This window comes from Ruegeria sp. L12 (assembly GCF_056531745.1).
On record NZ_JBQFMH010000001.1, the window covers coordinates 421,449 to 434,281 of the forward strand.

General features: G+C 58.8%; 12 protein-coding genes. 10 read left to right on the forward strand and 2 right to left on the reverse strand.

Annotated elements, in window-relative coordinates:
* Positions 1–66: 66 nt before the first annotated feature.
* The 4 genes from ACR0K9_RS02080 to ACR0K9_RS02095 all read left to right on the forward strand — a co-directional run bounded on the left by ACR0K9_RS02080 (position 67) and on the right by ACR0K9_RS02095 (position 4,831).
* Positions 67–3,096, forward strand: a complete 3,030-nt coding sequence (locus tag ACR0K9_RS02080; RefSeq protein WP_480820362.1) for a sarcosine oxidase subunit alpha family protein — start codon at positions 67–69, stop codon at positions 3,094–3,096.
* Positions 3,089–3,655, forward strand: coding sequence for a sarcosine oxidase subunit gamma (locus ACR0K9_RS02085; RefSeq protein WP_480820364.1), 567 nt, complete (start codon positions 3,089–3,091; stop codon positions 3,653–3,655). The genes ACR0K9_RS02080 and ACR0K9_RS02085 overlap by 8 nt, the downstream gene beginning before the upstream one ends.
* A 231-nt stretch (positions 3,656–3,886) precedes the next feature.
* Complete coding sequence (locus tag ACR0K9_RS02090; RefSeq protein WP_480820366.1) at positions 3,887–4,366, forward strand: hypothetical protein; 480 nt, start codon at positions 3,887–3,889, stop codon at positions 4,364–4,366.
* Between the two features lie 21 nt (positions 4,367–4,387).
* Positions 4,388–4,831, forward strand: a complete 444-nt coding sequence (locus tag ACR0K9_RS02095) for a hypothetical protein (RefSeq protein ID WP_480820368.1) — start codon at positions 4,388–4,390, stop codon at positions 4,829–4,831.
* Between the two features lie 31 nt (positions 4,832–4,862).
* Here the strand turns inward: ACR0K9_RS02095 and ACR0K9_RS02100 are convergent, their stop codons facing one another.
* The gene (locus ACR0K9_RS02100) at positions 4,863–5,624 is read right to left on the reverse strand and encodes an FkbM family methyltransferase (protein ID WP_480820370.1); all 762 of its coding nucleotides are present in this window, start codon (positions 5,622–5,624) and stop codon (positions 4,863–4,865) included.
* 100 nt (positions 5,625–5,724) lie between these two features.
* Here ACR0K9_RS02100 and ACR0K9_RS02105 point away from each other — a divergent pair, with 100 nt between their 5' ends.
* From ACR0K9_RS02105 to ACR0K9_RS02115, 3 genes are all read left to right on the forward strand, one after another.
* The gene (locus ACR0K9_RS02105; RefSeq protein ID WP_170564764.1) at positions 5,725–6,324 is read left to right on the forward strand and encodes a superoxide dismutase; all 600 of its coding nucleotides are present in this window, start codon (positions 5,725–5,727) and stop codon (positions 6,322–6,324) included.
* A 157-nt stretch (positions 6,325–6,481) separates the two neighbouring features.
* Positions 6,482–7,657 (forward strand): S41 family peptidase, encoded by a 1,176-nt coding sequence (locus tag ACR0K9_RS02110; RefSeq protein WP_480820372.1) that lies wholly within the window; start codon positions 6,482–6,484, stop codon positions 7,655–7,657.
* A 287-nt stretch (positions 7,658–7,944) separates the two neighbouring features.
* Positions 7,945–8,397 (forward strand): baeRF12 domain-containing protein, encoded by a 453-nt coding sequence (locus tag ACR0K9_RS02115; RefSeq protein WP_480820374.1) that lies wholly within the window; start codon positions 7,945–7,947, stop codon positions 8,395–8,397.
* 47 nt (positions 8,398–8,444) lie between these two features.
* Here the strand turns inward: ACR0K9_RS02115 and ACR0K9_RS02120 are convergent, their stop codons facing one another.
* A complete protein-coding gene (locus ACR0K9_RS02120; RefSeq protein WP_480820376.1) occupies positions 8,445–8,996 on the reverse strand; it encodes an LOG family protein in 552 nt (183 codons plus the stop codon).
* A gap of 126 nt (positions 8,997–9,122) precedes the next feature.
* On the opposite strand from ACR0K9_RS02120, the gene ACR0K9_RS02125 reads away from it, so the two are divergent.
* Genes ACR0K9_RS02125 through ACR0K9_RS02135 form a run of 3 tightly spaced genes read left to right on the forward strand, consistent with a single transcriptional unit; the run spans position 9,123 to position 12,806 of the window.
* Positions 9,123–10,478, forward strand: coding sequence for a LysM peptidoglycan-binding domain-containing protein (locus ACR0K9_RS02125; protein WP_480820378.1), 1,356 nt, complete (start codon positions 9,123–9,125; stop codon positions 10,476–10,478).
* Between the two features lie 56 nt (positions 10,479–10,534).
* The gene (locus ACR0K9_RS02130) at positions 10,535–12,346 is read left to right on the forward strand and encodes an ABCB family ABC transporter ATP-binding protein/permease (protein ID WP_480531638.1); all 1,812 of its coding nucleotides are present in this window, start codon (positions 10,535–10,537) and stop codon (positions 12,344–12,346) included.
* A gap of 52 nt (positions 12,347–12,398) precedes the next feature.
* Positions 12,399–12,806 carry a DUF2147 domain-containing protein gene (locus tag ACR0K9_RS02135; protein WP_480820380.1) on the forward strand — a complete coding sequence of 136 codons (408 nt, stop codon included), beginning with the start codon at positions 12,399–12,401 and terminating at the stop codon, positions 12,804–12,806.
* The last annotated feature ends 27 nt before the right edge of the window (positions 12,807–12,833 follow it).

A 12,833-nucleotide genomic window follows, 5' to 3' on the forward strand; every position in this document is an offset into this window, starting at 1 on the left:
GCTTCATCTTCTCCAAAATACTCCCGCCGGAGGCTCCGACGTCTCCATCTGCGAAAGGTCCGCACAATGAGCACCCGTCTCGCACAACAAGGCCGGCTGATTGACCGGTCGAAACAGGTCACCTTTACCTTCAACGGCACCTCGATGCAGGGGTACGAGGGCGATACGCTCGCCTCGGCCCTGCTGGCCAATGATCAGATGATGATGGGCCGGTCGTTCAAATACCACCGCCCGCGCGGCGTCGTCGCCAGCGGCGCGGAAGAGCCGAACGCGCTTGTCGGTCTGGGCGAGGGCAACCGGTTCGAACCGAACCAGCGCGCCACCACGACCGAGCTGTTCAACGGTCTGACTTCTGTGTCGCAGAACCACTGGCCGAATCTTGAATTCGACATTGGTGCGATCAACACGCATCTGTCGCGCTTCTTGCCGGCGGGCTTCTACTACAAGATGTTCATCCATCCGAAACCGTTCTGGAAGCATGTCTACGAGCCGTTCATTCGCCAGTCGGCAGGTCTGGGCAAAGCGCCTGACAAGGACAACCGCGACGCGGATACCTATGAACACTTCTATGCCTTCACCGACGTTCTGGTGATCGGCGGCGGTGTCGCCGGTCTGCAGGCGGCCAAAGCGGCTGCTGCATCCGGTGCCAAGGTCATGCTGATCGAGCAGACGGCGCATTGGGGCGGTCGTGCTCCGGTTGATGGCGGCACCGTTGACGGGCAGCCTGTGGATAAGTTCGTGGAACAATTGGTTTCCGAATTCGAAACAATGGACAACGTCACCATGCGCAATCGCTGCATGGGCGCGGGGGTCTATGACCACGGTTATGTGCTGGGATATGAGCGTCTGACCGACCACAAACCGGGCACTCAGGGGCCACGTCACCGCCTGTGGCGCATCCGCGCCAAGCAGGTTGTCACAGCCACCGGAGCCATTGAACGCCCACTATCTTTTGCGGGCAACGATGTGCCGGGCGTGATGCTGGCCTCGGCCATGCGCGACTATGTGGTGAACTGGGGTGTGACCCCGGGCGAGCGTGTGATCGTTGCCACCAATAATGACGACGCATATCGCACCGCGATCATCCTGAAACAGGCGGGTGTGGATGTTTTGCGCGTAGTGGATGCCCGTGCATCTGCCGGTCCGCTTGCCGAAGAGGCGCGTCAACTGGGTATTCGCGTTGATCCCGGCAAGGCCATTGCCAAGGTCAAAGGCGGCAAGCGCGTCAAAAAAGTTGCCATCTGCAATCAGGAAGGCGTCGGCGGTGCCCGCGAAGAGATCGAGGCCGACGCGGTCGCGATGTCGGGCGGCTGGTCTCCGGTCGTGCACATGTGGTCGCATTGCGGCGGCAAGCTGATCTGGGACGAAGCCAACGCCCATTTCCGCCCCGACCCCGAGCGTCCGCCGCTGGGCGCGAATGGCGAAGGCTTCGTTGTTGCGGCTGGTTCGTCCAACGGCCCATTGGCCCTGGGCGATGTGCTGGCCGATGCGCAAACCGCAGGCGAGGCCGCGGCCAATGGCGCCGGGTTCACGCCGAAAACCGCAGAAGCACCCAAGGGTGAAACCACGGCCGAGGCTGCGATGCAGGCCGTCTGGCTGATGCCTGCCAATGCCGAAGTGCAGCTGCGTATGAAATCCTGGCTGGACTTCCAGAACGACGTCAAAGTGTCCGACGTGCAACTGGCTGCGCGCGAAGGCTATGAGAGTGTTGAGCACACCAAGCGCTACACCACTCTGGGAATGGCAACCGATCAGGGTAAGCTGAGCAATATCAACGGTCTGGCGATCCTTGCTGATGCGCTGGATTCGGAAATTCCGAAGGTTGGCACCACCACCTTCCGTCCGCCCTATACGCCCATCTCGCTGGCATCGATTGGTGGTGAAGCGCGTGGTGAGGTGTTCCAGCCGATCCGTCAAACGCCGATGCATAACTGGCACGATGAGAACGGAGCCGATTGGGAGCCGGTCGGTCACTGGCGCCGGACCTATGCCTATGTCCGTCCCGGTGAATCGGTGCATGACGCGGTGAATCGCGAAGTGAAGAACACCCGCGAAAACCTCGGCCTGCTGGACGCTTCGACACTCGGTAAGCTGATTGTCAAAGGCCCGGATGCGGGCAAGTTCCTGGACATGCTGTACACCAACATGATGTCCACGCTGAAGGTCGGCAAATGCCGCTATGGCCTGATGTGTTCGGAAAATGGTTTCCTGATCGACGATGGCGTTGTTGCCCGCATCGATGACGACACTTGGCTGTGCCATACCACCACCGGCGGTGCCGAACGCATCCATGGTCACATGGAAGAATGGCTGCAAACCGAATGGTGGGACTGGAAAGTCTATGTCGCCAACGTGACCGAGCAATACGCTCAGGTCGCTGTGGTCGGTCCCAACGCCCGCAAGGTGCTTGAGAAGCTGAACGCGCAGGCGGGCGGCGGCATGGATCTGTCGAAAGAAGCGCTGCCGTTCATGGAATGGCGCGACGGCAAGATCGGCGAATTCGACGCACGGGCTTACCGCATCTCGTTCTCGGGTGAGCTATCTTATGAGATCGCGGTCCCTGCATCGCAGGGTCAGGCGTTCTGGGATGCTCTGGTCGAGGCGGGGCAGGAGTTCGGGGTGATGCCTTACGGCACCGAATGTCTGCACATCCTGCGGGCCGAGAAGGGCTTTATCATGATCGGCGACGAGACCGACGGCACCGTGATCCCACAGGATCTGGGTCTGCACTGGGCGCTGTCGAAAAAGAAAGAGGATTACCTCGGCAAACGCGCCCATTCGCGCAGCCACATGGCCGATCCAGAGCGTTGGAAACTGGTCGGTCTCGAGACTGTGGATGGATCGGTTCTGCCGGACGGTGCTTATGCGGTCGGCGAGGGCGTCAACGCCAACGGTCAGCGCAACATGATCGGGCGTGTGACCTCGACCTATTACTCGGCCAATCTGGGCAAGGGCATCGCCATGGGCCTGATCAAGCACGGCCCCGACCGGATGGGCGAGATTGTCGAGTTCCCGGGAACCGATGGCAAAATCTACAAAGCCAAGATCGTGGACCCGATCTTCTATGACAAGGACGGGGAGAAGCAGAATGTCTGAACCCATCAGCGCACTGAACCACGCCAGCTATGAGGGCATCGCCAAGGTCGCCGAATGCGGTCTGCAGGGCATGATCACCCTGCGCGGCGATCTGTCCGACAAGGTGCTGGCCAAGGCCGTCAAGGACGCCACCGGCCAGAAAGTACCCGGCCAGCGCGAGGCTCTGGTCAACGGTGACACCGGCGTGGCCTGGATGTCCACCGACGAATTGCTGGTGCTGGTGCCGTATGCCGAGGTCGAGGCCAAACTGGCTGATATGGCAGGCGCGCTCAGCGGCACGCACGCTTTGGCGGTGAACGTGTCGGATGCCCGCGCGGTGTTCAGCGTCTCGGGGCCTAATGCGCGCGAAGTGCTGGGCAAGGTCGCCCCGGTCGAGCTGTCGTCCGAGGCGTTCCAGCCCGGCCAGATCCGCCGCTCGCGGCTTGCACAGGTGGCGGGAGCGTTCTGGATGGACGACGCCGAAACCTTCCGCGTGGTCTGCTTCCGTTCGGAAGCGGATTACGTGTTCAAACTGCTCAAGGTTGCGGCGCAGCCGGGCAGTGAGGTTGGGGTTTACTAGCTCCAGCCCTCTGGTAGAATTTAAAAGGCCGCCTGTTTTGAGGCGGTCTTTTTGTTTTAGAAATCCGATCAAATTATCCAATAAGTCTGCGTGAAAATGCGCATCTCCAGCTGAAATCTGGGTATTGCCATAGCTAGAACCTAAAATACTTCTTTCTCGCATTGCGCGAAGAAAACAGGAGAGGTATCGTCTGACGGTCAATAGTATTATGGTAGAAGATCATATCTAAAAATGAATTTTTATAAGAGTTTAATGGTTTGTTTTGCAGCCGTTTCAACGATGCCGGTGGCTGCTGTTTCAGAAACTTACAAAGAAAGCTTTGAGTGTAAGTTTGCGCGTGGGCTAGCCAATCGCCCGACACCGGAACGCCTGGTGTTTTCGGTTGACCAATTCGGTCGATCGGCACTGATACACGATATCGAGATTCCGAAAATCGACACAGCTTCCGGCTCGGGCCGAATTAGACGAGATACGCCCAAATTGCTGTCGATTGCCTGGGTTGGCAGCAACTATACCTTTTCTGCGACGGGTCGCACCTATCCGTCTAACGAGAGTCGTTATGACGCGATTGATCTGCTCAATCTGGAGTTTTCGGTAATGCTGGATCGCAAAACGATGAAAGCCATCGCGAAATCGAAGAGCACTATCAGTTATCTTCCACGAGACGGTTTTGCAGAAGGAAACTGTCGGGTAATTCCGACCCCAAAATAGTTATTTGAAGGTTGATTCATTATGAGAATACTACTTACCGCGCTGACCCTTGCTGTTGCTGGAGGGGTGGCCCAAGCTGAAATCAAAAACTACGATTGTGAACTTCACAGCATGGAGGCGCAGGGTTGGATTCCGAGCAGGGTGCTGCTGAGTGTCGATCCCGAAAACAAGACCGCCCGAGCTTATGATGGGGCAATACGGGCATCAAATGAACTTGCGAATACGCCGGTTGAGACCCCTGCCAGTGCGAAATACAAGCTGACGCGTAAGGGCGAGTATCGTATGTCTTGGCGTGTGACCTTGTCTTCCAACAGCACGCGTCAGTACCGGGTCGCTTACACTGCGACCGTTGATCCCAAGACCAATGCGTTCAAGATGTCGGCGGCCTTTCCACAAGCCAACGTCGGCAACCGCCCCAGCGGAGTTGGCTCGTGCAAGTCGGTATCGTCGCCTAGCCTGTTTTAATTTAATGGGTTTCGATGGGGATTGGGCTCGATCAACCGGCGAACAGGAACGTCTGGTACCCGGTTAGCGCCTCCTCCTCAGTCAAGCCTTCAACACCAACTTCGGTCCCGTCGCTTTTGCGGCAGGATCGGTAAAATCCCAACTGCTTGGCAATCGCTTGCATCCTGTACTGGCGTTCACGTTCCGCCAGTAAAGGCGCATGAGTCGAGAGCAGGAATGCAGGTCGTTGCTTAGCAAGAAACGGGATAAGTGTTGGCAGTACAAAAAACTCTGCCCCCTCGATGTCCATCTTGACCAGCGCCACATTGGATAAGTCGTTCACGGTTTCAAACTGATCCCATGCAATCGTCAACGCATCGCTTCCATGTGCGCCGTCATGCAGCAGGGAACTGGTGGAATCACCGGGCTCGCCGCGGACCGAAGCCATCCGGGCGACGCCGAATGTGTCAGACAGCGCGACCCCAAAGGCTGAAACGTTACGAATGTCGTTCAGGTCTAGATTCCACGCCAGATGACGAAATGCAGTGGGATCGGGCTCGAAACACCAGACATGGCGGGCACGGCGGGCAGCATAGAGGACTGTCGGGCCGATCCAGGCGCCGATGTCCAGATAGTCACTGTCGGGCGACAGATACTTGTCGAGCACCGCAAATGTCTCGGGCTCCCACTGGCCGACCGCAGCCTTGCGCCAGAATTTCGAATGATAGGGGTCCAGTCGAAACGGCTCGCCGTTCAGGTTGCCCTCATAATAGCCGCGGGCGCGGTAGAACATCTTGCGCGCCTCAATCAGCATCGCGGACCTCCGGGTTTTCTGATCTCTGCCCTTGACCTGCGGCATTTGCCAAAGCATTTAACCTTTGGAACGCAACAATCATTTTCAACAGGGGGCCGAGATGGCTTTTGAACTTCCTGATCTTCCTTATGCACATGACGCGCTGGCCGCCAAGGGTATGTCCGCGGAAACGCTGGAATATCACCACGACCTGCACCACAAGGCCTATGTCGACAACGGCAACAAGCTGATTGCCGGAACCGAATGGGACGGCAAGTCGCTGGAAGACATCATCGTTGGCACCTATGACGCGAACGCCGTGGCCCAGAACGGTATTTTCAACAACATCAGCCAGCTGTGGAACCACAACCAGTTCTGGGAGATGATGGGCCCCGGTGGCAACGCAATGCCCGGTGAACTGGAAAAGGCTCTGACCGAAAGCTTTGGCTCGGTTGACGAATTCAAGTCGCAGTTCAGCGCTGCCGGTGCCGGTCAGTTCGGTTCGGGCTGGGCTTGGCTGGTCAAGAACGCAGACGGTTCGCTGGCCGTGACTAAGACCGAGAACGGCGTGAACCCGCTGTGCTTTGGTCAGACTGCGCTGCTGGGTTGTGACGTATGGGAGCATTCCTACTACATCGATTTCCGCAACAAGCGCCCGGCTTACCTGTCGAACTTCCTCGACAATCTGGTGAACTGGGAAAACGTCGCATCGCGCATGTGATCTGAGCTTCCCGTTCGGGAACAAGGGCCTGCTGGTGGAGACGCTGGCAGGCCCTGCTTGTTTGGAACGATGTCAGCACCGCGCCTCGTGATCAGTGTCGAACGACAGTTCCAAGCCTAATCTGGACATTGACAAGCCGCTATGCCCACTGTGAGCCATGTCGCTGACGGAAGACCTGAAGCAAATTCTAGAAACTGCCCTGCAAACCGATCCCAGTTTTCGGCGGATCGAGAAGGCCGTGATAGACAGCTGCATTCGTGACTGCCGACGATGCGCTTTGGAAGGCTCAAAAGAGGCATTTCTGCTTTCCGCGATGCGCCTATTGGCACTTCCTAACAATGGGCACACACGGTTGATCCCGAATGATGCGATCTCGGTGCTCCCGCTGAGGTTCGTGAGCGTGGGGCGTTCGGTGCAACTCATAGGGGCGGCACCAGGGGTAGCTGCGCCGCGAGGCGAGTTGATTGCAGTCAACGGTGCAGATTTGAGCCAAATCCAAGCCACCTCCCATAAGCTTCTGGCGGGAACGCGCCAAAGAAAACGGGTCATCGGACCGATGCTTTTGGCTTGGCCGTATGCCCTGGCGCATCTGGGGTTTTCTTCAAAAGACGATACGACCGAGTATCGAGTGCAAGAGGAGAATGGGCGGATAACCAATTTGAAAGTGGAAAATGGAAATACTGTTCCTGCATCAACGCTTTATCCGAGAAACGAGCACGGCAAGGCTGATCCAGACTGGGAACCCGAGACCTTTGTGGAGATAATGGACCGGCAAGAGCTTGGGATATCAATAGCGTTGCCAAGCTTTTTGGATCCGACCGAAAGTGCGCTGCCCAATGCCATCTCAGATGCAGCGGACCGCGTAGGCGCCTGCTCAAGCAAAACACTCTTGATTGACGTTCGCGGAAATACGGGCGGCGATTTTCTTCTGACGATGCCTTTGATCAACGCGATCTCGCAAAGCGCGAGTAAGCAGGTTGTTGTGCTTGTCGATAAATTCACGTTTTCCGCAGCGATCGTGTTTGTAGCCATCCTTAAACATCGTTTGGGAGATAGGCTCAAACTCATCGGGGAAGAAATGGGCGATGGGTTGACGTTCTTTGCAGAGGGCGGGCTGCTCGATTTGCCGACAAGCGGAGCGGTGGTTCGATACTCATCAGCCTTTCACGACTGGAAGAATGGAACGACCGACGAAACCACTCCGCCCGAGATCGTGCAGCAAATCGTACCCGCCGGGGTGCTGAACTTGGACCGGAAATGGGTCGCAGGACCCGCTGATGCGGACGCACAAGGTGCGTTCTATCAACGCGTACTCAAAGGCCTGAGCGATTAGACGAACCGCCAGTAAGCCCGCTTGGCTGACTATAAAGATTGTGTCATGCGAGCGTGCTGATCCAACTCGACGACGCAGCTGCGGGAGAAAACCTGCCGATACGTCAACTTTCGACCCAAGACCTATTGTACCGGCCCGCATAACCCCTAGCTATAGTAGGCGGAGGGAGAGAGCCGCCAATACATACAGGACTGATCACGCAGCGCGCGGAAACACCAAGGCCGCGCGAAAGATAAGTTGTGCCCGAGGGACCGGGAAAGCCACGTTAATCTTTGCAGGAGACTATAATGGCCGCACTTGAACAGGGAACTTGGGTTATCATTGCTGACGGAGAGAAAGCTTTGGTGATGGAGAACATCACCGATGCGCAGGACCCCAATCTTGTCGTTGTATCCGTCGAAGAACAGGAGGTGACCCCGGTTAAACCCTCCGACAGGGCAGGGCGCAGGCCCGATACCGGCCCCAACCAGAAATCCGCCGTGGAAGAAGACACCTGGAAGGCTCATGCCAAGTCCTTGTTCGTTCAGGACGTGGCCAATCTGCTGAACCGGAAGGGGTTGAAAGGGGCCTATAAAAGACTGGTTCTGGTTGCCAGCCCGCCTGTGCTGGGGCTGCTGCGGCGCAGGTTGCACAGCGAAGTGCTGGCGAAAGTGGTGGCCGAGGTCGACAAGACGCTGACCAACCACCCGCTGCATAAGGTCGAGCGGATTCTGAAATCGCGGCTTGCCAAGCCCGCCTGATCATCAGCGAAGGCACGGGCGGTTTGGACCGCCCGGTTGCCGGTCTATTAGTTCAGAAAGTCGCGTAGCCGGGTCATGGCCTCATCCGGCGATGCGACCCAGGTGATAAACTCGGCCAGTGATGCATCGGCAAAGCCCTGATCGATGACCTGATCCAGCAGCGTGTGCAATGCGTCCCAGTAGCCATCGACATTCAACACCAGAATGGGTTTGTCATGCAGACCCAACTGCCGCCATGTAAGCGCCTCGAACAGCTCATCCAACGATCCGGGGCCGCCCGGCAGCACGATCACCGCATCGGCGTTCATGATCATGACCTTCTTGCGCTCGTGCATGGTCTCGGTGACCACAAAGCGCGTGAGATCGGTCTTGCCGACTTCGCGCTGTAACAGGTGAACGGGAATGACCCCGAACGTGTCCCCACCGGCGGACTGCGCGGCGCGTGCGACCTCGCCCATCAAGCCCACATCGCCTGCGCCATAGACCAGACGCCAGCCTTCATTGGCCAATAAGGTGCCTAAAGATCGGGCCGCGCTGGAATAGGCCGGATTCGCACCATTGCGTGACCCGCAATACACACACACGGATTTCTGGGGCATGGGTCGGTCTCTCTGCTCTTGTGTTCGGGGTTTTGACCCCTGATAGCGGGATTGATAGGCTGGCTCAACCGCTCCTTGGAATGCCTGGCACTCAGGGTGTTTATGGGGCGGAGTGAAAGGAAAACAATGAACGCCAATTCGGGAAGCGGAAGCTCGGGCACCTTCATATGGGGGCTGATTGCCGGGCTCGTTGCAGTGCTGGCTGCGGGCGGGGTGTATCTGTCGGGTCTCTTTGGCCCTGCGCCAGAGCAACAGGCACCTGAGGTCGCCGAAGTGGCGCAGCCAAGCGATGAATCCACCGAGGCCACGCCAGAGCCCGAGGCAACACCGGCTGATGAGGCACCTGCTAAAGCGGCAGAGGCGGAAGCGGAGCCCGAAAGCGAAGAGGTCGCCGCGCCTGCCGCGCAGACCCCCGTTCTGGATCAGATATTCGTCGAACCCGACGGCAACGCCGTTCTGTCTGGCAATGCCGAGCCGGGGACCGAGATCGACGTGCTGCTGGACGGAGAATCCGTGCACAGCTTTACCGTCGACAGCAGCGGTCAGTTTGCCGAATTCGTCACCATCCCCTTTGCGGATGCTGCACGCGGGCTGGTGCTGGAGGCGCAGGGTGAAGGTGAGCCTGTACGCTCGGATGATTACCTGATCGCTGCGTTGCCCAAGCCGCCTGCGCCTGAGCAAGCCGCCCCGTCAGTCGAAGAGCCAAGCACTGAGGTGGCCGAGGCCGCATCGGAAGCCGAAGAACCAAATGTGGAAACTGCTGAGGCGGAGACGACGCCAGATCCTGAGGCCCCTGAGTCGGAAACGGCCGAAGCGGAGCCGTCCGAAGATGCCAGCACCGAACCGCAGGTGACCGAGCAGGCCGAAGCGACGCCCGAGGCGCAGCCGGCAGCGGACGCACCGCAAGCCGACGAAGCGCGGGACCAGCAGGTCGCCATCATCCGGTCCGGCGAAGAGGGGGTAGAGCTGGTTCAGCCGCCCACCGTCGCGGATGTTCCGCCCAAGCAGATTGCCCTGGATACGATTGGTTATTCTGATACAGGCGACGTGGAACTGACCGGGCGCGCGCAGGACGGATCGGCCGTGCGGCTCTATCTCAACAACCGCTTGATCGCCGACCTGCCACCCGCCCCGGACGGCCAGTGGCGCGGCGAGGTGGAAGGCATCGATCCGGGCGTCTATACTTTGCGCGTGGACGAGGTTGCGCCTGACGGCACCGTGGTCAGCAGGCTTGAGACACCGTTCAAACGCGAACCCGTCGAAGTGTTACGCGCTGCCGAAGAGACCGAGCAGGGTGAAACGCCGCAAGAGGCGCCGCTGATCCGGTCTGTCACCGTGCAACAGGGCGATACGCTCTGGGCGATTTCTCGTGAACGGTTTGGCGACGGTATCTTGTATGTCAGGCTGTTCGAGGCCAACCGGGATTCGATCCGCGATCCCGACCTGATCTATCCGGGGCAGATTTTCACAATCCCCGAGTAAAAATTCGCTCGGGCCCCGCAGGGCCAGAGCTTCTCTGACCGCAGTCAAGGTACGTGATGAGACGATCCACAGCCCTGCAATCCGACACCGACGAACATCGTTCCGGCTGGCGCACGATCCGCAAGGTCGCGCCGTATCTGTGGCCTGATGATGAGCCTTGGGTGAAGCGGCGCGTCGTGCTGGCGATGATGATGCTGGTGGTGGCCAAGCTGATCGCGGTCTATACGCCGATCCTCTACAAGGGCGCGGTCGACGGATTGGCGGGCGAGGGCGTGCCGCCTCTGGCGTTGGGCGCAGTCGGCTTGACGGTGGCCTATGGCGTCGCGCGCATGATGACGGTGGGCTTCCAGCAATTGCGCGATGCGTCCTTTGCCCCGGTCGGGCAGCGGGCGCTGCGCGCACTGGCGCTGGAGACGTTCAAGCACATCCATCAGCTGTCGATGCGCTACCACGTCACCCGCCGCACCGGCGGGCTGAGCCGGATCATCGAGCGTGGCGTGAAAGGGGTCGAGTTCCTGCTGCGGTTCCTGTTGTTCTCAATCGGGCCATTGATCCTGGAACTGCTGCTGGTTGCCATCATCCTGATGTGGCTGTTCGACGTCTGGTATCTGGTCGTCGTGGCGGCGACCATCGCGCTTTATATCTGGTTCACTTTCGCCGTGACCGAGTGGCGTGTGAAACTGCGCCGCGAGATGAACGATCAGGACACCGAGGCCAACCAGCGTGCCATCGACAGCCTGCTGAATTTCGAAACCGTCAAGTATTTCAACGCCGAAGCGCGCGAAGCTGAACGCTATGATGTCTCGATGAAGGGGTATGCCACGGCCGCGTTGAAGACCGCTTATTCGCTGGCTTTCCTGAATTTTGGCCAGTCCTTTCTGATCACCTGTGGCCTGATCGGCGTTATGGTTCTCGCTGCGGTTGGGGTTCAGAACGGGTCGCTCACGGTAGGCGATTTCGTGATGGTCAACGCCTACATGATTCAGATCACCGTGCCGCTGAACTTTCTGGGAACGGTTTACCGCGAAATCCGCCAGTCCTTGGTGGATATGGGCCAGATGTTCGATCTGCTGGAGCAACCTGCCGAGGTCACCGAGAAACCCTGCGCGCCGAACCTGAAGGTGAATGGCGGCGAAGTCACACTGGACAATGTGCGCTTTGGGTATGAGGCGGATCGGGAGATCCTCAGGGGTGTGTCCCTCACGGTTCCGGCAGGGCAGACCGTGGCCATCGTGGGGGCCACCGGGTCGGGCAAGTCCACAATCGGGCGGTTGCTGTTTCGGTTTTATGATGTCACCGGCGGCGCGTTGAAGATCGACGGGCAGGACGTGCGTGATGTCAGCCAGAACAGCCTGCACGCGGCCATTGGTGTCGTGCCTCAGGACACGGTGCTGTTCAACGACACGATCCGCTACAATATCGCATATGGCCGGGAAGGAGCGACGCAGGAAGATGTCGAGGCAGCGGCCAAGGCGGCTCAGATCCATGATTTTATCGCCAGCCTGCCCGAGGGCTATGACACCAAGGTGGGCGAGCGTGGTCTGAAACTGTCCGGGGGCGAGAAGCAGCGGGTCGGCATTGCACGAACGTTGCTCAAGAACCCTCCGATCCTGTTGCTGGACGAGGCGACCTCGGCGCTGGATACCGACACCGAACAGGACATCAAGGATGCGCTGGCCCGCGCGGGCGAGGGGCGCACGGTGATCACCATCGCCCATCGCCTCAGCACTATTGCCGAGGCCGACCGGATCGTCGTTCTGGAACGCGGCGAGATCATCGAACAGGGCACCCATGACGAATTGCTGGCGCGCGAAGGCCGCTATGCTCAGCTTTGGAGCCGTCAGCAATCGGATGCGCAGGCGGCCTGATCCCGCGCGCTCGATATGCTATTATGAGGCTTTGACAGGCGAAGGATTTGCTATGTTTGGAGTTCTCAAAAGCCTAAGCCCCCCAATGGTCGCCGCCCTGATCCTGTTGCCCGGGATCGCCCTTGCTGACCCCATTGTAGGTGTCTGGAAGACCGAGCCGGATCGTAAGGACCTGACCTCTCACATCAAAATCACCGCGTGCGGTGACAAGTTCTGCGGTCAGATTCTGTCGGCCTATGATCCGTCAGGCAAAGAGGTACAGACCCCGAATATCGGTAAAAAACTGTTCTGGGATGTCGCCAGCGAAGGTGGCGGCAAATATGGCGGCGGTGAGTTCTGGGTGCCGTTGATCAATGTCGAAGCGGTGCCACAGATGACGCTGAAGGGCGATACGCTGCAGGTCAAAGGGTGCGAGCATCTGGTCTGTGCACACCAGACCTGGTCACGACTGAAGGGCTAAGAAAAAGGGCCGGTGGAACCGGCCCTT

Coding starts and splice junctions, on each gene's coding strand:
- ACR0K9_RS02080 (WP_480820362.1), top strand. CDS start 67: ATGAGCACCCGTCTCGCACAACAAGGCCGGCTGATTGACCGGTCGAAA.
- ACR0K9_RS02085 (WP_480820364.1), top strand. CDS start 3,089: ATGTCTGAACCCATCAGCGCACTGAACCACGCCAGCTATGAGGGCATC.
- ACR0K9_RS02090 (WP_480820366.1), top strand. CDS start 3,887: ATGAATTTTTATAAGAGTTTAATGGTTTGTTTTGCAGCCGTTTCAACG.
- ACR0K9_RS02095 (WP_480820368.1), top strand. CDS start 4,388: ATGAGAATACTACTTACCGCGCTGACCCTTGCTGTTGCTGGAGGGGTG.
- ACR0K9_RS02100 (WP_480820370.1), bottom strand. CDS start 5,624: ATGCTGATTGAGGCGCGCAAGATGTTCTACCGCGCCCGCGGCTATTAT.
- ACR0K9_RS02105 (WP_170564764.1), top strand. CDS start 5,725: ATGGCTTTTGAACTTCCTGATCTTCCTTATGCACATGACGCGCTGGCC.
- ACR0K9_RS02110 (WP_480820372.1), top strand. CDS start 6,482: ATGTCGCTGACGGAAGACCTGAAGCAAATTCTAGAAACTGCCCTGCAA.
- ACR0K9_RS02115 (WP_480820374.1), top strand. CDS start 7,945: ATGGCCGCACTTGAACAGGGAACTTGGGTTATCATTGCTGACGGAGAG.
- ACR0K9_RS02120 (WP_480820376.1), bottom strand. CDS start 8,996: ATGCCCCAGAAATCCGTGTGTGTGTATTGCGGGTCACGCAATGGTGCG.
- ACR0K9_RS02125 (WP_480820378.1), top strand. CDS start 9,123: ATGAACGCCAATTCGGGAAGCGGAAGCTCGGGCACCTTCATATGGGGG.
- ACR0K9_RS02130 (WP_480531638.1), top strand. CDS start 10,535: ATGAGACGATCCACAGCCCTGCAATCCGACACCGACGAACATCGTTCC.
- ACR0K9_RS02135 (WP_480820380.1), top strand. CDS start 12,399: ATGTTTGGAGTTCTCAAAAGCCTAAGCCCCCCAATGGTCGCCGCCCTG.